34 protein-coding genes are annotated in these 24,667 nt (G+C 66.7%); 25 read left to right on the top strand and 9 right to left on the bottom strand.

Going from position 1 to position 24,667, the window contains the following annotated elements; all coding sequences use genetic code 11:
• Positions 1-77 precede the first annotated feature (77 nt).
• Positions 78-557, bottom strand: a complete 480-nt coding sequence (locus tag NY1_RS36160; protein ID WP_084536008.1) for a hypothetical protein — start codon at positions 555-557, stop codon at positions 78-80.
• Between the two features lie 194 nt (positions 558-751).
• Between NY1_RS36160 and NY1_RS36155 the strand changes: the two genes are divergently transcribed.
• From NY1_RS36155 to NY1_RS36145, 3 genes are all read left to right on the top strand, one after another.
• A complete protein-coding gene (locus NY1_RS36155; protein ID WP_067721681.1) occupies positions 752-1,648 on the top strand; it encodes a helix-turn-helix domain-containing protein in 897 nt (298 codons plus the stop codon).
• Positions 1,645-2,100 (top strand): DUF397 domain-containing protein, encoded by a 456-nt coding sequence (locus NY1_RS36150; protein ID WP_084536006.1) that lies wholly within the window; start codon positions 1,645-1,647, stop codon positions 2,098-2,100. Before NY1_RS36155 ends, NY1_RS36150 begins: the two co-directional genes overlap by 4 nt.
• A gap of 64 nt (positions 2,101-2,164) precedes the next feature.
• Positions 2,165-2,827 carry a hypothetical protein gene (locus NY1_RS36145; RefSeq protein ID WP_157762683.1) on the top strand — a complete coding sequence of 221 codons (663 nt, stop codon included), beginning with the start codon at positions 2,165-2,167 and terminating at the stop codon, positions 2,825-2,827.
• A 34-nt stretch (positions 2,828-2,861) separates the two neighbouring features.
• Here NY1_RS36145 and NY1_RS36140 read toward each other — a convergent pair whose 3' ends face one another.
• Positions 2,862-3,632 (bottom strand): hypothetical protein, encoded by a 771-nt coding sequence (locus NY1_RS36140; protein WP_067721679.1) that lies wholly within the window; start codon positions 3,630-3,632, stop codon positions 2,862-2,864.
• Positions 3,633-4,182: 550 nt separating this feature from the next.
• On the opposite strand from NY1_RS36140, the gene NY1_RS43390 reads away from it, so the two are divergent.
• Positions 4,183-4,338: a hypothetical protein gene (locus tag NY1_RS43390; RefSeq protein ID WP_157762682.1), complete on the top strand. Its 156-nt coding sequence runs from the start codon at positions 4,183-4,185 to the stop codon at positions 4,336-4,338.
• A gap of 154 nt (positions 4,339-4,492) precedes the next feature.
• Here the strand turns inward: NY1_RS43390 and NY1_RS43385 are convergent, their stop codons facing one another.
• The 4 genes from NY1_RS43385 to NY1_RS36120 form a co-directional block, all read right to left on the bottom strand.
• On the bottom strand, positions 4,493-5,173 hold the full coding sequence (locus NY1_RS43385) for a hypothetical protein (protein WP_157762681.1): 681 nt from the start codon (positions 5,171-5,173) through the stop codon (positions 4,493-4,495).
• Positions 5,170-5,589: a hypothetical protein gene (locus NY1_RS43380; RefSeq protein ID WP_157762680.1), complete on the bottom strand. Its 420-nt coding sequence runs from the start codon at positions 5,587-5,589 to the stop codon at positions 5,170-5,172. The genes NY1_RS43385 and NY1_RS43380 overlap by 4 nt, the downstream gene beginning before the upstream one ends.
• 437 nt (positions 5,590-6,026) lie before the next feature.
• Positions 6,027-6,236: a hypothetical protein gene (locus NY1_RS36125; protein WP_067721676.1), complete on the bottom strand. Its 210-nt coding sequence runs from the start codon at positions 6,234-6,236 to the stop codon at positions 6,027-6,029.
• Between the two features lie 42 nt (positions 6,237-6,278).
• Positions 6,279-7,406 carry a hypothetical protein gene (locus NY1_RS36120; protein WP_157762679.1) on the bottom strand — a complete coding sequence of 376 codons (1,128 nt, stop codon included), beginning with the start codon at positions 7,404-7,406 and terminating at the stop codon, positions 6,279-6,281.
• 628 nt (positions 7,407-8,034) lie between these two features.
• Between NY1_RS36120 and NY1_RS43900 the strand changes: the two genes are divergently transcribed.
• From NY1_RS43900 to NY1_RS45245, 9 genes are all read left to right on the top strand, one after another.
• A complete protein-coding gene (locus NY1_RS43900; protein WP_067721674.1) occupies positions 8,035-8,352 on the top strand; it encodes a hypothetical protein in 318 nt (105 codons plus the stop codon).
• A gap of 53 nt (positions 8,353-8,405) precedes the next feature.
• Complete coding sequence (locus NY1_RS36110) at positions 8,406-9,452, top strand: DUF4192 family protein (protein ID WP_067721673.1); 1,047 nt, start codon at positions 8,406-8,408, stop codon at positions 9,450-9,452.
• A gap of 354 nt (positions 9,453-9,806) precedes the next feature.
• On the top strand, positions 9,807-9,998 hold the full coding sequence (locus tag NY1_RS36105) for a hypothetical protein (protein WP_067721672.1): 192 nt from the start codon (positions 9,807-9,809) through the stop codon (positions 9,996-9,998).
• A gap of 19 nt (positions 9,999-10,017) precedes the next feature.
• Entirely contained in the window at positions 10,018-10,197 is a 180-nt protein-coding gene (locus NY1_RS36100) for a hypothetical protein (RefSeq protein WP_067721671.1), read from the top strand.
• Positions 10,198-10,251: 54 nt separating this feature from the next.
• Positions 10,252-10,761, top strand: a complete 510-nt coding sequence (locus NY1_RS36095; protein ID WP_067721670.1) for a hypothetical protein — start codon at positions 10,252-10,254, stop codon at positions 10,759-10,761.
• 16 nt (positions 10,762-10,777) lie between these two features.
• A complete protein-coding gene (locus NY1_RS36090; RefSeq protein WP_067721669.1) occupies positions 10,778-11,284 on the top strand; it encodes a hypothetical protein in 507 nt (168 codons plus the stop codon).
• 87 nt (positions 11,285-11,371) lie between these two features.
• Positions 11,372-13,225, top strand: coding sequence for a hypothetical protein (locus NY1_RS36085; RefSeq protein WP_067721668.1), 1,854 nt, complete (start codon positions 11,372-11,374; stop codon positions 13,223-13,225).
• Positions 13,226-13,312: 87 nt separating this feature from the next.
• Positions 13,313-13,981 carry a hypothetical protein gene (locus NY1_RS36080; RefSeq protein WP_067721667.1) on the top strand — a complete coding sequence of 223 codons (669 nt, stop codon included), beginning with the start codon at positions 13,313-13,315 and terminating at the stop codon, positions 13,979-13,981.
• A gap of 249 nt (positions 13,982-14,230) precedes the next feature.
• Positions 14,231-14,896: a hypothetical protein gene (locus NY1_RS45245; protein WP_067721666.1), complete on the top strand. Its 666-nt coding sequence runs from the start codon at positions 14,231-14,233 to the stop codon at positions 14,894-14,896.
• Positions 14,897-15,006: 110 nt separating this feature from the next.
• On the opposite strand, the gene NY1_RS36070 is transcribed toward NY1_RS45245, so the two are convergent.
• Positions 15,007-15,405: a hypothetical protein gene (locus tag NY1_RS36070; RefSeq protein ID WP_157762678.1), complete on the bottom strand. Its 399-nt coding sequence runs from the start codon at positions 15,403-15,405 to the stop codon at positions 15,007-15,009.
• Between NY1_RS36070 and NY1_RS36065 the strand changes: the two genes are divergently transcribed.
• Positions 15,404-15,712, top strand: coding sequence for a hypothetical protein (locus NY1_RS36065; protein ID WP_157762677.1), 309 nt, complete (start codon positions 15,404-15,406; stop codon positions 15,710-15,712). The genes NY1_RS36070 and NY1_RS36065 overlap by 2 nt on opposite strands.
• 32 nt (positions 15,713-15,744) lie before the next feature.
• Here NY1_RS36065 and NY1_RS43375 read toward each other — a convergent pair whose 3' ends face one another.
• Positions 15,745-15,921, bottom strand: coding sequence for a hypothetical protein (locus tag NY1_RS43375; RefSeq protein ID WP_157762676.1), 177 nt, complete (start codon positions 15,919-15,921; stop codon positions 15,745-15,747).
• Between the two features lie 682 nt (positions 15,922-16,603).
• On the opposite strand from NY1_RS43375, the gene NY1_RS36060 reads away from it, so the two are divergent.
• The 9 genes from NY1_RS36060 to NY1_RS36020 all read left to right on the top strand — a co-directional run bounded on the left by NY1_RS36060 (position 16,604) and on the right by NY1_RS36020 (position 22,578).
• A complete protein-coding gene (locus NY1_RS36060; RefSeq protein WP_067721663.1) occupies positions 16,604-16,924 on the top strand; it encodes a hypothetical protein in 321 nt (106 codons plus the stop codon).
• Between the two features lie 82 nt (positions 16,925-17,006).
• Positions 17,007-17,348, top strand: a complete 342-nt coding sequence (locus tag NY1_RS36055; protein ID WP_067721662.1) for a hypothetical protein — start codon at positions 17,007-17,009, stop codon at positions 17,346-17,348.
• A gap of 23 nt (positions 17,349-17,371) precedes the next feature.
• On the top strand, positions 17,372-18,019 hold the full coding sequence (locus NY1_RS36050) for a hypothetical protein (protein ID WP_067721661.1): 648 nt from the start codon (positions 17,372-17,374) through the stop codon (positions 18,017-18,019).
• Positions 18,020-18,109: 90 nt separating this feature from the next.
• Positions 18,110-18,628: a hypothetical protein gene (locus tag NY1_RS36045; RefSeq protein WP_067721660.1), complete on the top strand. Its 519-nt coding sequence runs from the start codon at positions 18,110-18,112 to the stop codon at positions 18,626-18,628.
• A gap of 83 nt (positions 18,629-18,711) precedes the next feature.
• Positions 18,712-18,951 carry a hypothetical protein gene (locus NY1_RS36040; RefSeq protein ID WP_067721659.1) on the top strand — a complete coding sequence of 80 codons (240 nt, stop codon included), beginning with the start codon at positions 18,712-18,714 and terminating at the stop codon, positions 18,949-18,951.
• A gap of 55 nt (positions 18,952-19,006) precedes the next feature.
• Positions 19,007-19,474, top strand: a complete 468-nt coding sequence (locus NY1_RS36035; protein ID WP_067721658.1) for a hypothetical protein — start codon at positions 19,007-19,009, stop codon at positions 19,472-19,474.
• 57 nt (positions 19,475-19,531) lie between these two features.
• Positions 19,532-20,878, top strand: coding sequence for an ArdC-like ssDNA-binding domain-containing protein (locus NY1_RS36030; RefSeq protein ID WP_067721657.1), 1,347 nt, complete (start codon positions 19,532-19,534; stop codon positions 20,876-20,878).
• A gap of 97 nt (positions 20,879-20,975) precedes the next feature.
• The gene (locus NY1_RS36025) at positions 20,976-21,602 is read left to right on the top strand and encodes a hypothetical protein (RefSeq protein ID WP_067721656.1); all 627 of its coding nucleotides are present in this window, start codon (positions 20,976-20,978) and stop codon (positions 21,600-21,602) included.
• 364 nt (positions 21,603-21,966) lie between these two features.
• Positions 21,967-22,578, top strand: coding sequence for a hypothetical protein (locus NY1_RS36020; protein WP_067721655.1), 612 nt, complete (start codon positions 21,967-21,969; stop codon positions 22,576-22,578).
• A gap of 66 nt (positions 22,579-22,644) precedes the next feature.
• On the opposite strand, the gene NY1_RS36015 is transcribed toward NY1_RS36020, so the two are convergent.
• Positions 22,645-23,010, bottom strand: a complete 366-nt coding sequence (locus NY1_RS36015; protein ID WP_067721654.1) for a hypothetical protein — start codon at positions 23,008-23,010, stop codon at positions 22,645-22,647.
• 267 nt (positions 23,011-23,277) lie between these two features.
• On the opposite strand from NY1_RS36015, the gene NY1_RS36010 reads away from it, so the two are divergent.
• Together NY1_RS36010 and NY1_RS36005 are read left to right on the top strand one after the other, a co-directional pair.
• On the top strand, positions 23,278-23,745 hold the full coding sequence (locus tag NY1_RS36010; RefSeq protein ID WP_084536000.1) for a plasmid mobilization protein: 468 nt from the start codon (positions 23,278-23,280) through the stop codon (positions 23,743-23,745).
• Positions 23,742-24,667 (top strand): relaxase/mobilization nuclease domain-containing protein (locus tag NY1_RS36005; protein ID WP_157762675.1); only part of this gene is annotated, 926 nt, incomplete at its 3' end. The genes NY1_RS36010 and NY1_RS36005, both read left to right, overlap by 4 nt.

Below are 24,667 nucleotides of genomic sequence, written 5' to 3'. Positions count from 1 at the left end.
CCACCACCCCGCCTTTCGATCCTGTTCGGAATGAGCCCCTGCGTCCGGGGCGATGTCCGTGACCCCGCGAACTGTCGTCATGTCGCCACCTCGAGAACGGCAGCCACAGCCGTCTGCATTGAGGGCAGAAAAGTGCTGTCCGGCTGCCTAATCCAGCGTCGATAGCCCGACCGCTCATCAGTCGGAGATGGCAGCACGATGCAGTTGACCCCGACACTGACCGTCAGGCTTGCCAGCTCGGGGGCTTCCACGAACTCCGACCCCTTGTGCCCGCAGGTCAGGATCGTTGCCCGTCCCATCCGCATATGGCCGACCACGGGGCCGAGCGCACCACGATCTGCCAAGCGCTCACAGGCACGTTCGGCCAGCCGCAGAGGAAGGACGAGACCGCTCACCAGGTCCGACCGCAAGACGATCCGCGAACCGCAAGGGCTCAGGGTGGCGGGCAGACGTAGGGCGTTGCGGTAGTGCTCGCACCGACTCGACACCGTGTCGCATGACTGCACAGCCATCGCCTCACCTGCCTGTTTGTGCTGCGTCGGGGTGACTTCGGCCACAACGCAAGTGTTCTACACTCGGACCGAGAACACAATGCGTGAAATCAGTCTGTGTCAGCAACGGCAGCATGATGCGAACCTGGCTAAAAATGGGCAAAACCGGCGTGAGTCTGCCCCGGAGTAGCCTTGTGAGTTGGAGATGTGTCGTTGTTTAATTTGCGTGACACAACTCGGGGCGACTGGAGGGGCTTGACATGGCACTGGACACGGTTGGTACCGCGCTTATCCGGCGGCACATCGGCCGACGTCTAGTCACATTGCGGGGCAAGCGTTCTCAGGAGCAGGTTTCCAAATCGCTCGGGATCAGCCGATCGACCATCGTCCGGATGGAAGAGGGCCACGAGGCCGTCCGCTACACCGTGCCGAACGTCAAAGCACTGCTCGATCTCTACGAGGCATGCGACGAAGACCAGCAAATTCTGCTGGCGCTCGCTGCGGAGACCCGGAACGGCCGCTCGAAATCATGGTGGCACGACTACACCAACACCGAGCTACCCGAATGGTTCGGCCGTTTCGTCGTCATGGAGGATTCCGCCACCAGGATCCGCAGCTACGAATCCGAGCTCATCCCGGGACTGCTTCAGACCCAGCAGTACGCCGAGGCGATGTTCAGCATCCCGGCGGGCTTCAATACCCCAGATCAGATCCAGCAAAAGGTAAAGGTCAGGCTGGACCGGCAGAGCGTGCTCGCGCGGAAGAACCCGCCGCGACTCGTCGTCGTACTCAACCAGGCCGTCACCTGTCGTCTGGTCGGCGGCGCGGAGGTTATGGCGCCCCAGCTGGAACACCTGTTGGACATGGGCAAACGCAAAGACATCTCGATCAGGATTCTGCCGTGGTCAGCAGGCGGACACGGCGGCATGACCGCCGCGAATTCGTTCACTCTTCTGGAGTTCCCCGACGACCCGAGAGGCAAGCCAATCGAACCGCCGCTCGCCTACGTCGACACGCTCACCGGCGCGATGTACTTGCAGAAAGAGGACGAGTTCACCGCCTATGAGCGGATCTGGCGCGACATCGACAAGAAAGCGCTGAGCGCCGCCGACTCAGCGAACCTCATCATCTCTGCATTGGAAGGACTTACGCGATGACCACCTACGACTCCGTGACCTGGCGGAAGGCCCGCCGTAGCGGCGGGCAGGGGGGCAACTGCGTCGAAGTCGGCGTTTGGCGGAAGGCACACCGGAGCGGCGGGAACGGCGGCAACTGCGTCGAGGTCAAATCGGCCGGCACCACGATCCTGATCCGCGACAGCAAGTACCTGCGCAACCCGGGCAACGACCCCGACGCACAGCCGGTCATCACCGTCTCAATCCCGCAGTGGCGCGGCTTTCTCGACGCCGTCGCAGGACGCACCACGGAAATATCGGAGCCCGCCATCGTCGTCCACGATGACGGTTCGGCAGTGCTCCAATCAGCCGAAGGCGTCGCCCTGGACTTCACGCCCGTCGAATGGCTGTACTTCTCCCTCGGAGTCTCGGAGGGCGAATTCGACGACCTCGCAGACCACTGGGCGGCAGCAGAACACCAGCCCGCCCACTAGACCAACCGTCCACCGCGGCGGTAGGAGAACACCCACCGTGATTCTGTACCGACGCGCGGACTGGTTGACCGCCAACGAAATCCACGTCCGCCGAAGCTGGGACATAGTTGCGACCGACGGCACGGTAGGCTTCGGCCTCACTCCCAACGATGCGATCGGGACAGGCCATTCGTTGCTGAGGTTGCGCGTCCCCGCACACACCCGGCCGCTCGCCAGCGCATATCCAGCGGACCAATTGCGGGACCGGCACATCGGACTGCGGCACGACTACTACCCAGCCACCACCACCGCAGAACTGCTGCATATGGTCCTGGGCCGCTACGCACCCGCCGACGCGAGCAATGCTGACTGCCGCGAGGTCTCCGACCTGGTGACAGAGAACCTGCATCAGCGCGGGCTGCGCGCGGCCCGCACGCTGGGCCTCACAGCCTGGACAGATCCGGCGACCGCCCCATACCCCGTACCACAGGACGCGAAGCTCATCGCATTCATCCATAGCGTCACAGTCCTCGACGGGTGGGTAGCCGACGGCACCGCCCGCCAGTTCATGAGCCAGCTCCCACGCATGTGGGTGGCGCCGCTACCTGACTATCTGGCAGCTCTGACTGCCGCCACCGGTGTCGCGGCCGTCGTTCCACACCGATCGCCGAACGATGTCTTCACAGCCCCCACAACACCCCAACCCGACCGAATGAACCGGACTCAGAGCCAACCAGCCCTCACCTGAGCAGCAAACACCCGCGAGCGTTCACCCGCTACGACTACAGGTCGATGTACTCGCGCGCCTGCCCCGGCGCCGCGGGCCGCGCATCACCGGGATACAAACCCAGCCCCGGGAACCGCGCGTCGATCTCCTCGCGCGTCAACGCCGCCGACACCGGAGCCAACGCATACCCGTCGCCCCGATCAACCCACTCCCCACCCGGATCCACCGCCCGCACCCGCTCTATACGCCCATCGACCACATACACCACCACCCGCACCGCAGCCTGCCGGCGCCGCGCCTGCACACTCGACGACGACAGCAACACCCGATCAGCCTCGAAATCCGGATCCGCCGCCCCCGCGAACTCCAGCTCGAACCGCCGCGCCGCCCGCGGACTCCGATTCAGCACCAACGCCAATTCCCCGTCCCACGCCACATCCGTGTGCAGCGGATCCGCCGGCACGGCCAACATCAACTCCGGAAAAGCCTGCCGCGCCCACACATACGGCACCACAACAGCTTTCGCCTTGCCATGAAACAGCAGCACCGTGTGGACACCCGCCTCGAGATCATCGAGCACATCCGTCAACTGCGTACGAGCATCCGACGTAGTCCGCTCGTGCACGCGCGAATCCGGCACCAGCAGAGCCCGATCCAGCTTCTGGCGCTCCTGCCACATCCCCGCCGACACCAACAACGCCGTCGGCCGAGACCCCCACCAATTGACCTGCACGAACCTGTCCGCGGCCGCCGTCTTCCAGCACGCCGACCAGCGCGTACGCAGACCTTCGGTGTCCACGACCTCGATATCAGAACCAATCGCCACAGCAGAAACCTTACGATTCCCACGAATCGCCGCGTCGATTACAGGTGCAGGCCGCGTTTCCAACAACAAAGTCATGCAACTATTATATTACAATTCTTACATTTCTTACGGTCGGTTCGAAATTGCAACGAAACCGCAGATCAACGCCCATACTTCAGCGCCGGACTCCCCCATCCGCACTTCCCGCCGTGACCGCCGGTTAGCAACACCACGGCCTCGATCCGAGCTACCGCGACACCGAGCCCTCCCACACCCAGCGCAGCTCCCGCAGGCTCACCATCCATCCGACGCACGTCGAAAGTGGCCACGTCCCAGCGCATTCCGGCGATGACGGAATTCGTGCAGCCGGTGGTGAAGCAACCTTCCGGCCGTGGCCCTCACGGCCCCCTTTCCGGGCAAGATGATCGAGCTGGACACAGCCCTACCACACCGGCGAGACGCTCCAAAGGACACGCCGCTACGCGGTCGGCTCCGCCGATCCTTTTCCGCGTCCCACCGGCGCGGTAGCCCTACGGGCAGCCCGAACATCCCACCCAGAAAGGCAACCGCGATGACCACCACAACCTCCACCATCTGCTCCACCACCGGCTGCACGAATCCCGCCGCCACCACCGCTCCAGAGCCCTTCACCTTCACCGAACTCATCTGCACCGTCTGCTACGGCGAACTCGAGGAAATCCGCGACCATCCGGTCTCCGGCAGCTGACCGCCAGGGGGCCGGACCACCGGCCCCCGCCCGGCCGCGCCAGACACACATCCGCCTCCCCGAACCGAAGCGGGCGCCGGACCCGTTGCCGCTCACCACTATCGCGAGCTGCCGCGACACCGAGCCCTCCCGCCACCACGCAGCTCCCGCAGGCTCACCACCGTGCCGCCGAACGCCCGGACCCCTCACCTTCCCCCGCCACCGAGGCTTTACGTCGCCGATACGCCCGTTGACGGCAACCGTCACTGCAATACACACGTGGCCGCCCCTGACTACGCCCATGCGCGGACGGTGGATTCGCGGGCACCCAGCATGGGCACTGCGGACACTTGCGGCCTCCCCTGCGCAGAACCAGCAGCGCCGACGGGGAATCATGCGACCAGCATGTTCCCATCTTGGCGACAACTGAGGTATTGAGAACGCGAGCGAGGACGGTGTCAACGCGGCTCACACGCAGTCTGCGCAGGAACGCCGCGAACTCTTCGGCATCGACATCGCCGTCCTGCCAAGGCCGACCGTTCGGAGACAACTGATCAGGGCGCGCCAAGAACAGCCGCAACCTGTCCATCAGCATCGCGTACTCGTTCAGCACTTCCCCGCCGTCCGAAGACCCGGCAATCGCGCGCAGCGATTGTCCGTCCAGCATCCCTTCCAAGACATCCAACGGCCCCATCCGCTTCGCCCATGGATCGCCATCGTTGAACCACTTGAAGTCCAACTCCAGCTGCCGATGTTGGCCTATCGCCTCCCGAAGGCGAGAGACCATCTCGGCCGCAGCACCATTCGGAACAACCAGCCGCTCCACCTGGTCAGTACGCATATACCGCTTGCTCATTCGCCCACCTCCGTCGCCGCATCACCAGCGGCCGCATCCCCCGCATCCGCCGCCGGCTCTGGGGCCGTGTCGTCATCGACCCGCACCACCCGAAAGCCGAAAGCACTGGCGAACGCGGCGAAAACCCTTGGTACATCGTCCCTATTCGCCCGCACCAGCGCAATCACCGTCACCACGACGACCACCCCCAAGAACACCACCACCGGCCACACACCCATAGCCGCGGACTCCACCGCCACCGACAGCATCGAACTCGACACGCAAACCTCCAGAAACGACGAAAGCCCCCGGCAGCTGCCGAGGGCTTGAAAAACGGATGAGGACAACAAAAAAGGCCCCGGTCTACAGACCGGAGCCGCTGGGGAATACAACTCTCCCCTTGAAAACAAGGTAACAGCACCGATCGACAGCAGCAAACACACACGTCAACCAGGGGACAACAACCGACAGCGACTTTCGTAACGCAAAGAATCCCAACCGGTTTCCCGCAGAACATGCGAAGAGATCACGGCCTGCCGGAGCCACGATGCGCCGGAAACCGCGCAGTGGTGGCCGGGCCGCAGAGGGCCGGACCGATCAGCCCGACCCCCCGCGTGGTGCCGGACCGATCGGGCCGGCACCCCAACTCACGCCGCGCGATCCGCCTGCACATCGAGCAGGCGCATCGCCGCCGCGGTCCGACGCAACCGCCACACATGACAGCGCTGCCACCGCGCCCGACCGGTCGGAGTCGGCACACCCTCACCATTGAGAACCTCGCAGATCCGAGGATCCGACCAGCCCGCCAAATGCAACGCCACCACCCGCGCCAACACCGCCTCCGGACACAGCATCGGACGACCCCGACCCCGGTTCACCGGCGACCACCGCGCCGCAGCACCGACAGCAACTCCCGTACCAGCCACCGAGCCCGGCCAGCGCGCTCAGACCCGGCCATCAGCACGACCAAGCCCGCGACCACCACCAACGCCACGAACGCCAGCACCGGGGCCGCCAGCACCCACCACATCACCGCACCGACATACGGCACAGCACCAACGAAGAACAGCAGAGAGAGGTACACGCTTCCTCCAGCGCGAAAGCGCGGGACCGCGTGCAGCGCAACCTAATTCAGACGCGCGCCAGTCCCGCAGGTCGACAAGAAAAACAAGGTCGACCTGCGGATGTTCGGGCCACGAGTCAGGCGACGACGCGCCACGAACAACCGGCCCGGAGGTTTCGTCCGGGCCAGATACCGGTGAATCAACAACGCGCGCAGGTGCTCAAGGGCATGCACCAACACGAAACGGCACTGATACCGCGCCGTCGGAAGAAGCTCATCGAGCCCCACCACTCGCGACGGCGCAAACGGATCGACCCCATCGCCGAGCCATCCCCCAGCCTCCTGCCGGGCACCCAGCACGACGGGCTCGAACACCGCCCACACCGCCGCCACCGCGTTGCGGGGCATCGCGGCCACCACGGCGGACCGCAGCCGCTGCCTATCTGCCCGCAGCAACGCCTGTGGCAACCACTCCTCACTGCTATGGATGCCATAGACGTTGAAGCCCATTCCGAACGTCGCGATCCCGTTCCCCCGTGCCCTGCCCGGGGGCTTGAACCGCGCGGTCACCCGTTGTCGTCGCAGCATGCCAGGATCCGAGGCGGGCTCGCGCTCAGCGCTGAACCACGCCTCAGCGGCGCGGATGAACTTCAACGCGCGTTCGGCATCGGATTCCGCGAAACCCAGATCCTTCGCCACCTGGACGATCCGTGCCGATTCCGGCGTGCTCCAACGAACCTGACGAGCGTGATCGAGATCCAGGTCAAGATCAGGATGGGGATCGAGGACCTCCGGCAAGCGCCAATTCTTGCCCTCGACAACCCATTCCAGCTTGTCCAGCAAGACGACCTCGGTCATCGCGGTGGTCAGATCATGTCTAACCTGCTCCTGCCGCTCGAACGCGCGATGATCGATCTGCCTGACGACCTTGCTCAGACTGAGATGCGGTCGAGCGCTGCCCGACAAGGCTGTCCGATCCGCCAGGATCGCCTCTATCAAGACTTCGACCAGATCACGTTCGACCTGCACCTGGTCCGGACGCATCAAACGCTCAAGAATTCGCCGCACTGGACCGACACCCGGTCGTTCAAATCCAGCAACCCTCACCGCATCGATCGTCTCCGATGCGGTGGTCGAATCCGCACCCGAATCCAACTCTCCGATAGTCGTCAAAGCCCTGTCCGAGGACATGCCCGAAGCCTAGGACACCGCCGCACCCGTTCGTATTTTCAACGACCCGTGCAACCACCCGAAAACCCTTGAGCTGCCGCGGCACCGAGCCCTCCCACACCTAGCGCAGCTCCCGCAGGCTCACCACCCAGCCGACCTACGTTCGAGGCGGCCAGCACCAGCGCGGCCGCACCGCTGTGGCGCCGCACCTGTTCCTCCGCGGCCTGCCGGCCGCGCGTCGCCCGGGCCGGGAGGGTGTTGGTGTCGACCTCCGCCGAGCCCACCAGGGGCTATCACGGTGACTCGGTGCGGGGCAAGCAAAAAGCGCGCTTGCCCCGCACCGAGCCACCGTGATCGGAGACGCCCCAGGCTCAGCGAAGGACGACACCAACACCCACACCCCTCCCCTGGCCCGTGCTCCGAAAAACCTCCGCGACCTGCGGCCGCGCGCGGGGGGCGCTGCCCCACCGGACCCCCCGCCCCTCGCCGGGGAGGCAGGCTTGCAAAGGCCGGGCAAAAAAAGCAAGAGCAAAAGACAAAGAAAAAAGAGAAAAACAACACACCCTCGGCGAGTCTGAAATGCCTCGAGTAAAACGTAAGAAAGATAGAATAGTTACATCAAGTTGGAGCGAAGGAACGGAGCCCCGAAATGCGGATCTACACCAAGACCACCGGCACGGCCGACCGATTCGCGGTCGAGAGCTTCTACGTGAAACTCGAGGGTCAATACCTGTCCGATATGTACATCGGTGGTATCAGCCGCTCCCACCGTGACCAGCGCGAATGGGTCGCATACGGGCTGAACGGCGACGACGTGCCCACCTTCAGGAGCCGCAAGGACGCCGAATTGGCAGTGCTGCGCGCCGGTTACGAGCGGCTCGCGAGCCTCACCGAGGCATTCAACCAGCACCGCAACGACAACGCCCGAATCATCGGAAAACTCTACGACCGCTTGCACACCGCCTGAATATCCATCCGACACCAATTCACCCAGAAACCAACCGAGCAGGAGAACCCGAAATGACCATCACCAACGCCGAAGCGATCACCATTTCCGAACACCTCGCCGCCACCCCCGCATTTCTCGGATACATGCCCGCCGACATCATCGTGTTGGTGTTCCTGCGCGCCGGTCGCGTGAGCATGGTCCTGGACGTCGAACTCGACCAGGCCCCCGCCGGAATCTCCACCCACCTCGCGCGCCTCGCGCGCCGCGAACACATGGACAGCGCCCGCATTCTCGTCATCGCCAACGCCCGCCGCGCCGGAGCCGCCCTGCGCTTGGGCGACGCCATCCGCGACCAGCAGGAATTCCACGGCACCCCCGTGCACGGCTACGCCTACACCCACCTGCTCGAGCGCGGAGCCGCCTACGTCGACCTGTGCCACGGCAACGATGGAACGATCCCCGACCCCGCCACCACGGCCGCCGCCGTCGCCGCCGTCGCCGACGGCCGCATCATCCTGCCCGGCCGCGCCGACTACGCCGCCGGTTTCGTCGAGCGCCCCGAACCCACCGTGCACCAGTTCATCGCCGCCGACACCGAAGCCGCCGCCCCCGGATTCCACGCCGACATCCTCGGACGCCTCGCCCGCATCATCGCCCGCAACCAGGTACCCACCACCGAAATCGCGGCCCGCACAGCCGTTCTCGCCCTGCACCGCGACGCCCGCGCCGCCCTGTTCGGTCTCGCCCTCATCGACATCCCCGCCGCCGCCCAGGTCTACACCGCCATCGGCAACCAGCTGCGAGGCCACCAGCGCGCACACATGCTCTCGGTCGCGGCAGTCCTCTACTACGTCACCGGCCAAGGCATCGCCAGCTACGAGGCCACCGCCCACGCCGCAACCGCCGCCCTCACCGGAGATGCCGAGGCCGCCGCCCACGGCCAGCAGCCCGACGCCGCCGACCGCCGCGCCCACCGCGACGCCCCCGAATTGGTCAAGCTCATGCAGACCGCCCACGCCCACGCCATCCCCGTCGAATTCATCCGCAACATTCTCGCCGCCGGACAAATCGCCGCCGCAAAATTCGGCATCGACACCCCCGAATTCGGAACCCGATAGTGTGACGGCTATCACGCCGCATAAATTCGGCGTGAAAACGTAAGAAACGTAAGATTGTAGTTACACGGTAAGGGGGTGGGACCGGAATTCCGGACCCGCCCACCGCACCGCCGTCCTTTGAGAACTTCACAGCGCACGCCGCGAACATACCGACTTTCGCAGCCTGGTCCCGCACAACGGGCCGCCGGATACCACCGGCGGGACTTGTCCCAGGTAGAACGGCCGTAAGGCCCACGGAAGCGCCAAGGTTGACACCAGGCAGTCACGCGCCGACCCACCGAACTGGGCGGCGTAGGAACCTCAGCGGAATAGTGCGCCCCCACTCCAATTCGACAACCCCGAAAGGGCAATTCGATGCCGAAATACACCCCGTGCCCCGGCACCGGTCGGAAGCCGAAAGACATCGTGTTCCACCCCTCCCGACTCGAGGGACGCAGCTATACCCAGGCATGGACCTACGGTAAATGCCCGGTCTGCGGCTACGAAGTCGGCGCGAAGGGAAACGCGAAATCCACGCTGAAAGTCAACCGGCACAAGCAGCGCTGAGAAACACCGGAGCGAAGAAATGTTCTGGACATTCAAATTCCGAAAAACCAAGACCTGCGAAGGCAGCGGATATCGGACCGTGAACATCCGCTTGCGCGGCCACGACTACCGCGACGCCGACCGGGTCTGTCCGATCTGCGGATGGATCATCGCCGAAATGGACAACGAGAAGATCCCGCGCCACCCGCGCCGCCGCTGAATACGCCACAACCTCACCGGCACAACACAATTCGACAACCCGAAAGGCCCTGCCATGTTCCAACGCCCCACCGTGCACCTCGCCGACGTGCCCGCCCTCATCGCATCGTTGCCCGACCAGTTCGGCGACCCGATCCCCGCCCGCGCCCTGGTCCTGCTGCTGACCAAGGCCACCGGCCAGGGCTACTCGATCGTCGAGAACGTCACCATCTCGCCGGTCGAGCAGCTCGACACCAACGCCATCATCGAACTCACCTCCGGCATGGTCGCCACCACCGCCGTCGCCGTCGTCATCGACGACACCGCCACCTACGTCGGAGCCAACGGCTACGAACACGCCCTACTCATCGACGCCGCCGCATTCCACCTGCGCGACCGAGGAACCCAGCTCGAGGCCACCTACGCCGCCCGCGCCCTCACCGGTCACCCCGTCTGGTCGATCGAGACCGATCAGCCCTACGGCATCGTTCCCGCCGCCGAGCAGGCCCACCCGCTCGCGGTCTACACCCTCGCCGACGCGATCACCACGCGCCCGGCCAATCCCTTGCCCCGCCTCGCCGACTGACAAGGAACGCCCCGCAATGGATCACATCATCGCCGACGTGCCCGCCCTCATCGCCGCAGTGGCCCAGCAGTTCCACAACCCCATTCCCGCCCGTGGTTTGGTGCTGTTGCTGGTCAAACGCGCCAGCATCCCCGGACACTACGTCATCGAGCACGGCCAGAGCCTCGAGCCCGACGACCCCGACGACATCGTGAGCGTCCCCTACACCGATCACGAGCGATGGACGCTCACCAGCTCCACCGAGGGAATGCAAATCGTCGCGATCATCATCGACGCCGAGGCCAACGGAGTCGGAGACAACGCCAGCGAACACAACCAGCTCATCGACAAGGTCGCCCTGGTCCTCGAGGAAACCGGGCACTACATCGATTCGGCGTACGCCACCCGCGCGACGACCGCCGGTAGCCCGGTCTGGTGCATCGACCGAGATAGCCATCTCGGCACCGTGCCCGAGCCCGTAGAGATCGCGAAGGACGCCACGGCCATCCTGCCGGAGAGCGTCGTCAGTTCCGACCTGCTCTAAATCCCCCACTCCCACAAGGCAAATGCCCCGGCCTGTCGTTAGCAGGCCGGGGCATTTGCCGTCCCACTCTAGGAGACGACACCAGCAATGACAACCACCCACACCATGAGCCCGGCCGAGATCACCGCCGCCGCCGAAGCCGATTTCGAGCCGGTCCCCCTGTCGGACGAGGCCGCCGCCGAACTGCGTGCCCGCCTCGCCGCCAGCAAGACCGGCCGCGTGCTCTGGCCCATCGACCCCCGACACGTCGATGTCCGCCGCAACGTCCGCAACGCCGCCACCGGGGAGACCGAGACCGAAGCGCCGCCCAAGATCGACCGCGAATACGTGGAATCGGTCAGGGAGGAACTGTTGCAACTCCCCGTCGCATTCCTGTTGGAAGACAACACGGTCCGCATCTACGACGGACAGCGGCGAACCCTCGCCGCCCGCGCCGCCAAACTCCCCGTAATCGAATACGTCGTACGACTGCCCAAGGACGGCGAGGCCCTGCAACGCGCCGCTGAACTGGTCGGAGGAGTCAAGGCCAACAACGAACGCCAGGAACTCACCGACGAGCAGGTCTACCAGGCACAAGAAGAGTTGGCCGGGCTCGACTTGCCCGCCAAGGTCAAAGCAAAAGCGTTGAAGGACTTGGGAATCGGTGCCAAGCAGGCGAGGGCGATCAGGGCCCTGCGCGGAGCCGGAAAGGCCCGGCAGGTCGCAATCAGCGGCCAACTCGATCTCGTGCAAGCCGTCGAGGCCCAGGAATTCGAGAACGACCCGAAGGCCATGGCGCGGCTCGTCGCCGCCGCCAAACGCGACACCTTCAGCAGCGAACTCGCGGTGCTGCGCGAGGCCCGCCGGGTCGCGGCACTCATCGAGGAGGCCGCCGCCCCGTACGCCAAGCGCGGATTTCGCATCCTGCCCCGCGCGCCCTACTCGAGCGAACGCGAAAAGCTCTACGTGCCCATCGAGGACCTGCGCACCCCCGAGGGCGATCCGGTGACCGAGGCCGACATAGCCGCCGCACAGTGGGCCGTCCACCTCGAGATCAGCGACCGCACCGTAGACGCCGCCACCGGTGAGCCGGTCGAGGAAGACCGCATCGACCAGGACACCTACCGCGACCCCGCCCGCGAGGCCGCCGAAGGCATGTACCACGCCGAGCAGGTGCGCACCGCTGAATACGTCGAGGTCAGCTACTACTGCCTCGATTTCAAGCGCGCCGGTCTGCGCAAGCCCAAGACCGTAACCAGCGCCAAGAGCACCGAACTCAACGGCAAAGCGGTCGGAATTCTCAACAAGCAAGCCAAGCTCGAGACCCTCGCCCGCCGCACGTTCGTCGCCGAATGGCTCTCGAGGATTCCGCGCACGGTGCCGACCGATGTCCAGATGTGGCGAATGCGCTTGGAAGCCAGCGCCCCGGAGATCTTCAACGAGTACAGCGCCCGCGCCACCGCGTGCGCGTTGCTCGACACCACCACGGCCAAGCTCGAGGACGGAAAGATCTACCACGGCCTCAGCCTCGCCCGCGCCCAGATGATCTCGATCGGTCTGGCCATGGGAGCGATCGAAGGCCGGATGCACCCGCGCGAGGACAAGCCGATTTACTGGCGCATCTCCGCACCACAGGCCGGAGTCTTTTGGACCGTGGACATGACCCTGTCACGGCCTTACCTGCGCCAGCTCATCGCCCTTGGATATGCGCCCGGCATCGTCGAGCGGCTCACACTCGGCGAGATCACCCCCGCCCAAGCCCTCGAGGCCATCGCCACCGGCACCCCCGCCGCCGACATCCCGGCCACCGCCGAGAACGCCGACGAGCACCAGGACGCCGAGGACACCCCGGCCGACGAGGGCCAGGACGACGAGGGCCAGGACGACCCGGCCGAGGACGACCAGGACACCCAGGAAGAACCCGAGGCCCAGCCCCTCGCCGAGCCCACCGACGAGGACTGACCTCCACCCCCTCCCACGGGGCCGCGCCACACCCGGCGCGGCCCCGTTCGTCTTCCCCACCACCCCGACCAGGAGCCACGAACAACCATGACCCTCACCGATATCCGCGTATTGGCCTACGAACTCGCCGACCGCATTTCCGCCGTCACCGACGAGGAATGGAAACCCGCACGCCACCGCGACCAGCCCGACCACGCCACCCTCACCAACACCGAAGGAATCCACCTCACCCTCACCCCCGACACCACCGAGGCCAGCCGCTACCACCTCATCGGCAGCGTCCGCCACATCGACCCCACATTGGCCGCCTACGCCACAGAAACCGGCCACCACCTCTACACCGCCGAACTCGACAGCCGATCCAGCATCGAGGACCTCGCCTACACCGCCCGCTGCGAAGTCATCACCCCCGTCCGCAACGCACTGGCCCTCTGCCGGGCCGCCAAGACCGCCGCCGACCACGCCGACCGGACCCGCCGCGACCTGCTCGAGGCCATGAGCGAGGCCATCGACTGCCAGGTAGCGATCCGCGACGACGAAAGCCGCTACGTCCGCACCTGGACAGACCGCGAAGTGCGCGTGCTCATCGACACCGACCAAACCGTCTGCGGACCGTTCGGCGACGTGCACGGCTTCCACATCCACCTGTCCGGCCCGGCCGAATTCGGCCCCGAGGCAACCCAATTCGCCCACGGATTCCTCATCGACTACCAGGCATTCACCCGCCGACACCGACCCGAACCCACCACCCCCTAAGCCCGCGCGCGGCCCGACCGGACACCCCGGCCGGGCCGCCCCCAGGCCCTCGCGGCCGCGGGCAACGGAACTCCGCTGCGCTCCGTGCTGCCCCCATTCACCCGGACAACTCCCAGCCCCCGCACCTCCGGTCCGCCGCCGCCAACCAAACACACCACCACAAACACACGCCACCACCCGCGCACGCGCGGGCGGCGCGCCGCCGGCGCGCGGCCCGCTGCCGCGGGCCACACCCCGAAAGGCCCCGCAATGACCATCAACCTCGCCACCGTGCCCCGCCGCCTCGCCGACCGACTCGGCACCGGATGGCAACCCGTCCAATACACCGTATTCGGCGACAATCACGCCCTCACCGCCCGCATCCAAGGCCCCCGGCCCGGATTCCAATCCCTCATCCTCGATACCGCCATCCACCGCGACGGCACCGGAACCCACCGCCTACGCCTCGAACTCCCCCACGACCAGCGCACGCACACCGACCGCCGCACCCGCCCCCACGAACTCAAAGCCCCACTCACCACCACCCTCGCCCGCCTCGCCACCCTCGCCCACCGCGAACTCCTCACCCCCGACCCCGACACACACCACCACACCGACCACAGCGCCGGCGCCGGATACGCACCACACCAAACCCCCACCAGCGCAACCGAATACGCCCAGAAACTCAGCGACCGACTCGACGCCGAAACCATCGGCACCATCGTCCTCGCCCACCCCGACCCCACAACCGGCGTGTTCACCATCGACATCGACACCGCCGATTGGGTCTACGACCGCACCAACAACGCATGGGCACCCTGCACCCGCTTCCACCTCGCCCTCGCCCACGGCCCCGCCACCGACGCCGTCGCCGCCGCCCTCGCCGCACACGCCACCCTGACCACCCGCCCCGGCCCGGCCGCCCCGCAGCGATGACCAAATACAAGACAGGATGGGGAAAGAACTCATGGTCAGACCCAGATTATTGGTGCTTCAAATGCTTCTGGTGTGCCCGCAAAGGCACCCGCGAATTCTGGCCCATCCACTCAGACGACCGCACCCGATGGCTCGAACGCGAGGCCCGCTGGGGCGTAGCACTCCACAAATACATCGTCGTTTGCCGATGGGACGGCCCGTGCCATCGCCGACAAGAAGCCAACCGGCGCAAACAGGCCGCCGCCGAAGCACACCAACGCGCCGAAGCCCTCGCGGCCGGACTCACCCCGCCCACCGATACGACAGTCGACCTCGACGCCGCCGACGCCGCACCCGCCGCACCGCGCCGCCGCCGACGCCGGAAACCGCGCAACCACCACCCCGACCAACTCGGCATCTGGTACTAGCGCGGCCGCGCCCAACCGAATCGAAATACCCACCGCCGCAACAACACTCATGCGGGCACCAAGCCGTGCCCGCACGAGCGACAATCCGAAGGAACCGGCCATGACCATCCACTACACGCCCATGCACATGCCGCTACGGCTGCTGATCCGCAACGATGCCGACACCGCATGGCAGGTCTGCGGATGTTTCGACACCTTCCACGAACTCATCACACACGTTCGCGAATCCAAGATCTCTCGCGCCCGCAAACGCATCGTCGAAGTAGCCATGACCGAACGCCGCGAGCCCGGTCTACACCGATACCGGTTCACAACGATCTGGGAAGGCACCCGCCTGCCCGCCGGCATGGGCGCGAATTCCACCGTCGAGGACGCCGAATACCCGCGCGACTACGACGTGACCAACTAGACCACCCAGCGCCCGCGGGCCGGACCCGAACGTCAGGCCCGCGCGCCGGTCGCTGGCATCGCCACCGTGAACCGCACACCCGAATCCACCGGCAGCGCAGGCGAAAACCGCTCACCGGCCACCATCGCCGCCACATCACCCGCGCTCACCGGCGACCACACCGCCAGCAACCGCGCCACCTCACGATCCACGCCCGACACATCCGCCATCACCGAACTCCCGTCCCTACCGCACGATCCGACCATTCTCACCCATACCAGCCGCTCACCCCACGCCCAACCAACACACCCGCCCACACGCCGACCCGGCCGCCGAGCCCCACCACAACACCGAAAACGCCTAGAGCTACCGCGACACCAAGCCCTCCCGCCGCCACGCAGCTCCCGCAGGCTCACCCCCCAGCCGACCCGCGCCCAAGGAGGCCGAGCCCCAGCCCGCCGCCCGGCGCCGTAACCCCTCGCCGAACTCCGCGAGCTCCGCTCGCGCGGCGGCCGGACCGGGGGCGGCGGCGGACCCTCCGGACGGCAACCCAGGGCTATCGCCGTGGGGGCCGGCAGGGCAAGGCAAAACCCACACCTTGCCCTGCCGGCCCCCACGGCGATCGAAAGCGCCCCAGCCATCCGAAGGGTCCACCACCGCGGCCACCCCCGGCCCGTCCACCGAAACCCCAACAACCCCACGCCCTCCGGGCGTGCACGGGGGCCAGCCCCCGACACCCCCGCCCTCGCCGGGAGGCAGCCAAGCCCAAGGGAGGCCAAAGAAAAAAGCAACACCCCAAACCCCCAAAATACCGAGACAATCATCACCCCTCAAAGAAGCCGGAAAGGCCGAATTCAAAACGTAAGAAAGATAGAATAGTTACAACAGCAACGGAGAGAACGGAGCCCCGAAATGACCCAGACCGACCGCTACGCCCGCCGCGTGTCCCTCGCCATCCCCGCTCATGCCGCACCCGACACCGTGAAAGCCCTTCTTGCCTACGCCCGACTCGGCGAATTCGGATTCCCGACCGACCTCGCCACCGGCGTCTCCGCCTACCGCGCCGCCATGCAGGAGCGCGTACAGCAGCTCGCCGAACAGCTCACCGGCAGCGGCCTTGCCGGTTTCGAGCTGCGCATCAGTGCCGGTCTCTGGGCCACCAGCACCCCGCCCGCCACCGCACCCACCGCCGAACAGGTCGACGCCCTGCGCGCCGAATTCGGAGTGCTCTAACCCGTACCACCCCGCCCCGTCACGGGGCGGGGAACCCAGCGGCCACCCGGCCGCGACCACCTCACCGGAAAGGAAAGCCACCATGAGCAGCGCCCTTATCAAAGGCAATATCGCCCGAATTTCCGACATTCGCGAATATGACGACGGAGGCACGAAAACCCTTTACGTGACCGTCATCGACAACCACCAGCGCAGCGACGGCAACGGCGGATACATCGACGCGGGCAAAACGGTCTATGACGTGTCATTTCGCAACGGCATGGCCGACCGTGTCCACCAGAGCTTCGCGGTCGGCCACACCGTGCTCATCGAAGCCGAGGCCGTGCGCGCCAGCCTCACCACCGCCAACGGCGAAACCAATCCCGTCATGAAAGCCCGCGGAATCGACATCGGTCGCTCACCCCGTTACGCCGCCTTCCGCTGAGCCAACCACGAAGGAACCCACCCATGACCGCACCAATCCTGTTCCGCATCAACGACGTTCACGGCATCCGGGTACACCTCGCGCGCGAATCCGCCGACCTGCTCACCCTCACGATCAAGCGCGCCAGCACCCGGCAATACGCCCGCATCGACCACGCCGACGCCGCCCAGCTCGCCACCGCGCTCATCGACGCGAGCCACACCCCCGGCGCAGTGCTGGCCCGATTCCTCGATCACGACGGCGACGGCGTCGTAGCGACCCGCGAACCCGACAGCCTCATCCAGCTCACCTTTTCCCGCCTCGAGGACGACACACACGACTACGCGCAGTTCACCGACGCCGACGCCGCCGACCTCGCCGCCGCCCTCGCGACCGCCGCCGGTATCCCCCTCGCCACCCCCACACCCGAAGACATCCAGATCACCAACGCGGGCGCGCCGCCGCTGCGCACCCTGGTCCGCGTCACCGACAGACTCCGCGACGGCGACACTGTCACCGCCGCCCGCGAAATCCGCACCGGCGGATACGTTCTCGCCATCACCTACGGCGACGGAACCGGACTGTGCGCATGGGTCCAGATCAGCGACGCCGACGCCGCCCGCCTCGCCCAGGCCCTCACCAGCCCCCGCGAACCCCACCAGCCCGACCCCGACGACCAGCCGAGCCGATGAACGCCCACTTGCGGCCCCATCGCATCGCCCGCAAGAACCGCCGCCGGCCCCGCAACCGGTGAACCCACCCCAGGAAGGAAACACACCGCCATGCCCGAACTCATCGCCCGCCGTGCCCCCGAAGGCCATCCCAAGCACACCGGCCCCATCATCCACGTGCAGACCGTCGAGACCACCGCCGCCGGGCACGAAGTACACGAGCTCGTCGAGCGCATCGACTACAGCGGAACCACCGCGGAGCAGGCTCTTATCGAGCACGGCTACACCCCCCAAGGCGAATGGACCGCCGAGGGCGAGCCCGGCACCATCGAGCGCCTGCACCTCACCCGCACCCCGCGCTACAGCACCCCCGCCCGCATCGAAACCGCCATCCGCGAAGCGATCGGCACCGGCACCAATTCCAAGACCCCCGCCGAGTTCCACGCCTACCTCGATCGGCGCGTGGCGTTCTGCCTCGAGTCCGCCGCCAACACCATCGAGGCCGCGCAAAAGGTGCTCGACACCGGCGGAACCGGCGACCACGTGCGCGACCTCAGCGAGGAAGCCGCGGAGTTCTACACCGAGGCCCGCTACATCGACGCCATGCGCATCAAACCCGTTCTGTCCTAACACCCACCCGGCAGCCACACGGGCCGGGCATTCGTTAGATGCCCGGCCCGCGTGAACGCCAACCGACACAAGGAGCGCCCACCATGGCCACCACCACCGAAGCCGACCACCCGACACACCTCGAGATCACCGCCACCGGCGACGGTTACCGCGCCGTCATCCTCGCCGAGATCACCGTATTCAGTGCCTCCCTGCAAGACGCCTTCACGAGGCTGTCGCCAGACATCCAGGCCAGCAGGGTTCGCGCCTACTTCGGATTGCGGTGCAAAACCGTCGAATCCGTGCGCGCCATCGTGCGCGACTCCCCCGAACGGCCGCAGTGACACACGACGACATCACCACCGAAGCCCCCAGTACGACCGAAGGAGAACCGACACCATGACCACCGAGACCCCCGGCCCCGACCACCAGGCCCGCCACTTGCTCGCCGTCCACCAGCACGAGGCCGAACTACTCGCCCAGCTCGCCGGAGTCGATACCGTCCGCATCGTCGGCACCGGAGGCGGATGCATGGCCATCAAGGTCGAAGCGGGCCCGCTCATGGACCCGACCGGCACCCTCTACCTGCTCGTCACCAGCGCAGACAACGACCTTGCCCGCAGCCGCGACGAGATCACCGAATGGACTGTCGGCATATTCGACAATCCCGAGTGCTCCGGCGAAGCCCTCAGCTACAGCGACCGGCACGCCAACCTCGCAGCCGCCTACAACCAGGCATGGCACATGCTGTCCGTCCAGCGCCGCCCGGCGCGCCCGCAGGCCGATAACTGGGTAGACCGCGCGCGGAGATGGGCCGCGAGCCGCGTACGGCGTCGCCCGGTCATCGGGCCGATTCCGCCGCAATGAAACGTAAGAAATGAGAGAATTTAATTACCGCTAACGAGGATTGAGGAGCCAGGAACCATGGGAAAGCGCCGCACCTACAGCGAAGCCGAACGAGCAGAGCGCGACGCCGCCGATGCCGCGATTCGCGACCAGGCAGACGCACTGCTGTCCGACCCCGCCGCAGTCGCGGCGCTCATCTCCAAACTCAGCCGCTGCACCGCCCCGAAGATGCTGCGCTACTCGCTGCGCAACTGCGCCATGCTCGAGAAGCAGGGCCAGGAGCGCGGCATGGACGTAACCGACGTCGAGAACTTCCGCGGGTGGCAGATGCGCGGCCGCTCCATCCGCAAGGGTGAGCGCGCGTTGCGCATCGTCGCCCCTCGCGGCACCGAGGAAGTCAAGAACGACAACAACGCGGAGCCCGCGCCCACCGACAGCGCCGCCGAGGGCGAGACCCAGACCAAGACCCGGTTTCGCATGGCGCCGGTTTTCGACATCTCCCAAACCGACGGCATCGAAAATTTCGACGGCGAGCCGGTCACCGTCGAACCGGTCGCCGATCCGGCCGCCGCCCTCGCCGCGTCCCTGGTCGAGCAGCTCGAGCGCTACGGCTATCAGGTCACCCCCGGAGCCGGGGCCGAGATCGACCACGAGGCCCGCACCATCACCACCGGCCCCGGCGGGCAGGCCGAGCAGCTCGCCCAGGCCCTCGCCGTCGTGCTCACCCTGCCCCCGGCCGAACGCCCCCGCCAGCAGCCCGCACCGCGAGCCGCCACCCCCGCGCGCCAAGCCCCGACCGCGCCGGCGGACCCTTCGCGGATCCTCCTCGAGTTGGGCAAGTACGCCGACGCACACGCCACCATCCGCACCGACTACACCACCGGTCGCACCTTCTACACCGTCACCGGCCCCCGGGCCAGCGGCACATTCACTATCGTGTCGCAGAACCCGACCGAGAGCGACACCGTACAGCGCTTCAGCGTGGAGTACGGCGAGGGGAACCGGCCCCACTCGTTCGACCGCTACCACCGCCGAGACCGGCCGGTGATCAACGGCATCGATCTTGTCGGAGGCTCCGCCGGTTTCACCGTCGACCGCATCGACGATATCGACGGAACCCGCCTGCACTGCCGCCGCTCGCTCGGGCCGACCCATGACGAAGACGCACCACCGCGCACCAAGGAGCGCGCCGCCGCCATCGTCCGGGCCATCCTGCGCCACTACATGACCCGCGACGATCTGCACGCCCTGCACCGCGCGGCCGCCGCCGTCGAAGCGCCCTACCGGCGCGCCGAGCAGAACCGCGCTGCCGCCAACCTCGCCGATCGCATCGCGCAACTCGAGGCCGAGCACGCCGAACACACGGCCAAGGCCCGGCGTTACGACGCCATCGCCGCCGACACCGAGCAACTCACCCTCATCTAGCCGCCCGTCCACCGCCGAACGCCCCACCTCCGCCACGTTCATAACGTAAGAAACGTTAGATATAAGTTGCGGAAGGTGGGGCGGGGAGGAACACCCGATGTCCACCCAGCCCCACGCCCGCCACCACCATCCCGCCGCACCCGCGCAGCCCGCCCGCGACCTGCGCCCGGTCCCCGACCCCGACCCGCTCGCCGACGTCGTCGCCGCCATCGCCGAGCATCCCGGTACCCAGATGCTCACGGAGATCGACCCGGAAAACGCACTCATCGAAGCACTCTTGAACGCCACCACCGCCGAAGCCGCCGACATCCTGACACTCGTCACCCGCGACGATCTCGCCGCCCACATGCCGCGCGTCATCCTCACCGCCATAGCCGAACTCACCCACCGCGGCCGCCAGCCCTCACCCGCCGCAGTCGCCGCACACGCACGCGGCCCGCTCGGCATCACCCCCCAGCCCTCACACCGCACCATCGTTCTCTACCTCGCCCAGGTCTACACCTCCCGCATCAAATCCGACCCATGGGCCGCCGCCGCCCGTGTCATCGAAGACAGCTACCGCCGATCCTTCGCCGAGTTCGGCGCGCGCATGGAACAAATGGCCGACCAGTTCGCACCCATCGAAGATCTCGAGAAACTCACCGGCACCGCCGTTCGCCAATGGCGAGCCATGCGCGCCCGAGTCAGCCAAGCCAACGCCCGCGCCAGCGCTCGCACCGCGTAGCAGACCGCCGGCGGCCGCACGGTCGCCCGGCAACGGAATTCCGCTGCGCTCCATGCTGTCTTTCTCCGGCGGGCCGGTCACCGAACACCACCGGCAGCACACCCGACTCACCCGCCGCGCCACCAACCGGCACACCACTTCCCAGCGCGCCCACTTTCTCTCCGTGGCAAGCCAACGAAGTTGGCGCGGCAGCCCCTCACGACGCACACACCGACCGAACGGACCCGCGAAGCGCACGCGACCCGATTCATGGTCAGCGGCACCGGCGGCCCGGATACCCTGGACACACCCGGGCCGACCCGAGCACGGACGGGGCACGTTGCGCCGCGACACACACCGGCGGCAGGGAGGGAGACGACCTCGCATGCGCGAGCCGATCGAGCCCGACGACCATCCGCACCCCGAAGTCATCCCGGCGGGGAACAGTAGTCAGCTCGCGCCCACACCCGAACGCGATGTATACGACGCGATCGTCGAGCACCTCGAGGCCGAGGCGGCAGCTGTCTTCGATCCGGAGAACAACTTGGTGGCCGCTCTGCTGAACTTGGACGCCACACAGGCCGCCGCCGTACTCGCCTACGTCCAGGACGACGATCTACAAGGCCACTTACCCCGGACCGCGATCGGCCTGATTCGACAGCTCGCAGTCGGTGGAGCCGACCCCACACCGCAAGCCGTCGCGGCGCGCGCCCGCGGGCATCTCGCCGTCACACCGCGCCCCTCGCCGCAATCCGTCCTCATGTATCTGGCCAACGTCTACACCACGCGACTGCCGCTCACCGCATGGGCCGACGCCGCGCAAGTCGTCGAAGACAGCTACCGCCGATCGTTCGCCGAGCACGGCGCGCGCATGGAACAAATGTCGGACGCATACGCACCGATCAGCGACCTCGAGCAGATGACCGGCGACGCCGTAAGGCTATGGCGAGAAATGCGCCAACGCCTCGCCCATCTACGCGAACACCCGCATACCTAGTCACCCGCCCTACACCGAAAGGGGGGCCCGGCCGCAGCAGCGGCCGGGCCCCCCTTCTTTTGCGTTTCAGGCCGTCGCTGACTCTGTCCCGTCGACCGGTGCCGCCGCAAGACTCTCGGTGTTTCCCGCGGACTTGTCCGCCTGTACGGCCTCGCCCTTAGCGGGCGTAGCAGTCTTCGCCGCCTTGCTGCCCTTCGCTGCGGCCTTCCCTCGCGCCGGTTGCTTGGGAGCCGGTCGGATCCCGTCAATGAGTAACCCGACCGTTTTCAGCTCCGCTTCGGTGAAGTGCTTCAGCGCTTCCGCGAAATCCCGGCGGTAGTCATTCGTTGCGGACAACAGTTTGTCGCGCGAGCCAGCCAGCGCCCGCCCCACTGCAATCTTCTGCTCCGCCTGTTGACGGATCGCAGTCTCCAGCTCATCGAGATCAGACATGTCCGTCATCGTAGGCCGGTGCGACGCCGCGCGCCGCCCATTTGCGCGTGCTGCGCCGCGCCGAAGAAGGCCGGCGCGCGCCACATCAAACCAGCAGTACCAACCGCCGCACCGCTCGTCGCTAAAGCTCCTCGCGGGAGCAAGTTATGCACTTAGAGGCCCTAAGTGAGGCAGGCGATTGCGCCTGCGGCGCGGCCGTGCTGAACTGGAGTCAGCTCACGGCCGGAATCGCGCGGCAAGGCCGCACGGAGAAGGGGAGGTGTCGAGATGTCCGAAGACGTCACGCCTCAGCCCGAACCGCGGGCGGTCCGGATGCTGTCTCGCAACTCAGCAAGTCGCAATGCCACCCGCGCCGAGAGGCGCCGGCGCACCGCCAACTCTGGAGACGGCCCACGCACGAAGGCCATCAAAGTCAAAGTTAGTCCCGCCGAGGACGCTGACCTCCAGGAGCTCGCCGACCTCGCTCGCGTGAGCACAGCGCGCTTGCTGCGTGAGGCCGCGCTCGCCGATGAGCTCCCGGTGGCACCGGATGAGTTCCGCGAACTCATCCACGAACTGTTCCGGGTGCAAGGAGCGCTGCGCAAGATCGGCAACAACCTCAATCAGATCGCTCGCGTCACCAACGCGACCCGCGAACTCGGCGACCAGGGCGCAGAACTGGCCGCCGTTCTCGCCGCCGTCGAGAGGTACGCCGACCGCGCCGGTACCGCCATTGAAAAGGTGGTGTCCTGGTGATTCCTAAAATCACGCGCGGTGCCGAGATGGGTGGGCTGCTGGCCTACCTCGCCGGACCCGGAGACGAGAACCAGCACCACAATCCGCACCTTGTCGCGGGACACGATTCGGTGATGGGGCTCGGATTCGATGGCGAACTCACCATCGCTCAAGCGCGCGTCGTCGCCCGCGAGATCGACGCGCCGCGTCGCGCCTTCGGCACGGTGGTCACCGTGCCGAACTACCTGCGGGACGCGCAGGGCCGGACCATCATCGACGCCGATGGCCGCCCCGTGGTCAACCCACTCCAGCCCAAGCGCGACGGCAACGTGTGGCACTGCTCGTTGAGCCTGCACGCCGACGAAGGCCAACTCCCCGATGAGAAGTGGGCCGCCATCGCCAACGAATTCATGCAGATCATGGAGTTCTCCGGCGACCAGACAGGCCGCGCCGATGCACGTTGGGCCGCCGTACGACATGGTCTGTCTGTACGCGGCAACGACCACATCCACATTGCCGCGAGCGCCGTCCGCGAAGACGGAACCCGCGTCAACACCTATCGAGACTTCGCCCGCGCCCAGGACGCCTGCCGACAGCTCGAGGAACGCCACGGCCTGCGCGTGGTACTCGGCCGTCTCGACGGCCGCACCACACGCGGCTACCACCGCGCCCAGATCTACGCCGCTGCCCGCGCCGCGGGCATCGCCCGAGGGGAGGCCAAACAAGCCATGCGCACCGCCACCATCGAACCCGACCGCGACACCATCGAACGCATTGTGCGCGCCTCGCTCGCCGCATCGCGCAACGAAGCCGAGTTCGTGCGCACCCTCCGCAGTCAAGGCGTACTGTTTCGCCGCTCGCGCGATCCGCGAACCGACGAGATCCGCGGGTGGTGCGTCGGCCTGCGACCCCCGGCCGGTGGCGGGCGCGGCGGCAGCAGCGG

This window comes from Nocardia yamanashiensis NBRC 100130 (assembly GCF_001613325.1).
Taxonomy (GTDB): Bacteria; Actinomycetota; Actinomycetes; order Mycobacteriales; family Mycobacteriaceae; genus Nocardia; species Nocardia yamanashiensis.
This window is presented reverse-complemented; position numbering and strand designations above follow the sequence as displayed.

Excerpts from the sequence above, each read along its gene's own strand:
- NY1_RS36090 (WP_067721669.1), top strand. The coding sequence starts at position 10,778 with ATGGATCACATCATCGCCGACGTGCCCGCCCTCATCGCCGCAGTGGCC.
- NY1_RS36085 (WP_067721668.1), top strand. The coding sequence starts at position 11,372 with ATGACAACCACCCACACCATGAGCCCGGCCGAGATCACCGCCGCCGCC.
- NY1_RS43385 (WP_157762681.1), bottom strand. The coding sequence starts at position 5,173 with ATGAGCAAGCGGTATATGCGTACTGACCAGGTGGAGCGGCTGGTTGTT.
- NY1_RS36030 (WP_067721657.1), top strand. The coding sequence starts at position 19,532 with ATGGGAAAGCGCCGCACCTACAGCGAAGCCGAACGAGCAGAGCGCGAC.
- NY1_RS36065 (WP_157762677.1), top strand. The coding sequence starts at position 15,404 with ATGACCATCCACTACACGCCCATGCACATGCCGCTACGGCTGCTGATC.
- NY1_RS36105 (WP_067721672.1), top strand. The coding sequence starts at position 9,807 with ATGCCGAAATACACCCCGTGCCCCGGCACCGGTCGGAAGCCGAAAGAC.
- NY1_RS36055 (WP_067721662.1), top strand. The coding sequence starts at position 17,007 with ATGAGCAGCGCCCTTATCAAAGGCAATATCGCCCGAATTTCCGACATT.
- NY1_RS36155 (WP_067721681.1), top strand. The coding sequence starts at position 752 with ATGGCACTGGACACGGTTGGTACCGCGCTTATCCGGCGGCACATCGGC.
- NY1_RS36120 (WP_157762679.1), bottom strand. The coding sequence starts at position 7,406 with ATGTCCTCGGACAGGGCTTTGACGACTATCGGAGAGTTGGATTCGGGT.
- NY1_RS36045 (WP_067721660.1), top strand. The coding sequence starts at position 18,110 with ATGCCCGAACTCATCGCCCGCCGTGCCCCCGAAGGCCATCCCAAGCAC.
- NY1_RS36080 (WP_067721667.1), top strand. The coding sequence starts at position 13,313 with ATGACCCTCACCGATATCCGCGTATTGGCCTACGAACTCGCCGACCGC.
- NY1_RS36020 (WP_067721655.1), top strand. The coding sequence starts at position 21,967 with ATGCGCGAGCCGATCGAGCCCGACGACCATCCGCACCCCGAAGTCATC.
- NY1_RS36035 (WP_067721658.1), top strand. The coding sequence starts at position 19,007 with ATGACCACCGAGACCCCCGGCCCCGACCACCAGGCCCGCCACTTGCTC.
- NY1_RS36040 (WP_067721659.1), top strand. The coding sequence starts at position 18,712 with ATGGCCACCACCACCGAAGCCGACCACCCGACACACCTCGAGATCACC.
- NY1_RS36015 (WP_067721654.1), bottom strand. The coding sequence starts at position 23,010 with ATGTCTGATCTCGATGAGCTGGAGACTGCGATCCGTCAACAGGCGGAG.
- NY1_RS36025 (WP_067721656.1), top strand. The coding sequence starts at position 20,976 with ATGTCCACCCAGCCCCACGCCCGCCACCACCATCCCGCCGCACCCGCG.
- NY1_RS36095 (WP_067721670.1), top strand. The coding sequence starts at position 10,252 with ATGTTCCAACGCCCCACCGTGCACCTCGCCGACGTGCCCGCCCTCATC.
- NY1_RS36010 (WP_084536000.1), top strand. The coding sequence starts at position 23,278 with ATGTCCGAAGACGTCACGCCTCAGCCCGAACCGCGGGCGGTCCGGATG.
- NY1_RS43375 (WP_157762676.1), bottom strand. The coding sequence starts at position 15,921 with ATGGCGGATGTGTCGGGCGTGGATCGTGAGGTGGCGCGGTTGCTGGCG.
- NY1_RS36060 (WP_067721663.1), top strand. The coding sequence starts at position 16,604 with ATGACCCAGACCGACCGCTACGCCCGCCGCGTGTCCCTCGCCATCCCC.
- NY1_RS36150 (WP_084536006.1), top strand. The coding sequence starts at position 1,645 with ATGACCACCTACGACTCCGTGACCTGGCGGAAGGCCCGCCGTAGCGGC.
- NY1_RS45245 (WP_067721666.1), top strand. The coding sequence starts at position 14,231 with ATGACCATCAACCTCGCCACCGTGCCCCGCCGCCTCGCCGACCGACTC.
- NY1_RS43390 (WP_157762682.1), top strand. The coding sequence starts at position 4,183 with ATGACCACCACAACCTCCACCATCTGCTCCACCACCGGCTGCACGAAT.
- NY1_RS36110 (WP_067721673.1), top strand. The coding sequence starts at position 8,406 with ATGACCATCACCAACGCCGAAGCGATCACCATTTCCGAACACCTCGCC.
- NY1_RS36050 (WP_067721661.1), top strand. The coding sequence starts at position 17,372 with ATGACCGCACCAATCCTGTTCCGCATCAACGACGTTCACGGCATCCGG.
- NY1_RS36100 (WP_067721671.1), top strand. The coding sequence starts at position 10,018 with ATGTTCTGGACATTCAAATTCCGAAAAACCAAGACCTGCGAAGGCAGC.
- NY1_RS36070 (WP_157762678.1), bottom strand. The coding sequence starts at position 15,405 with ATGGCCGGTTCCTTCGGATTGTCGCTCGTGCGGGCACGGCTTGGTGCC.
- NY1_RS43900 (WP_067721674.1), top strand. The coding sequence starts at position 8,035 with ATGCGGATCTACACCAAGACCACCGGCACGGCCGACCGATTCGCGGTC.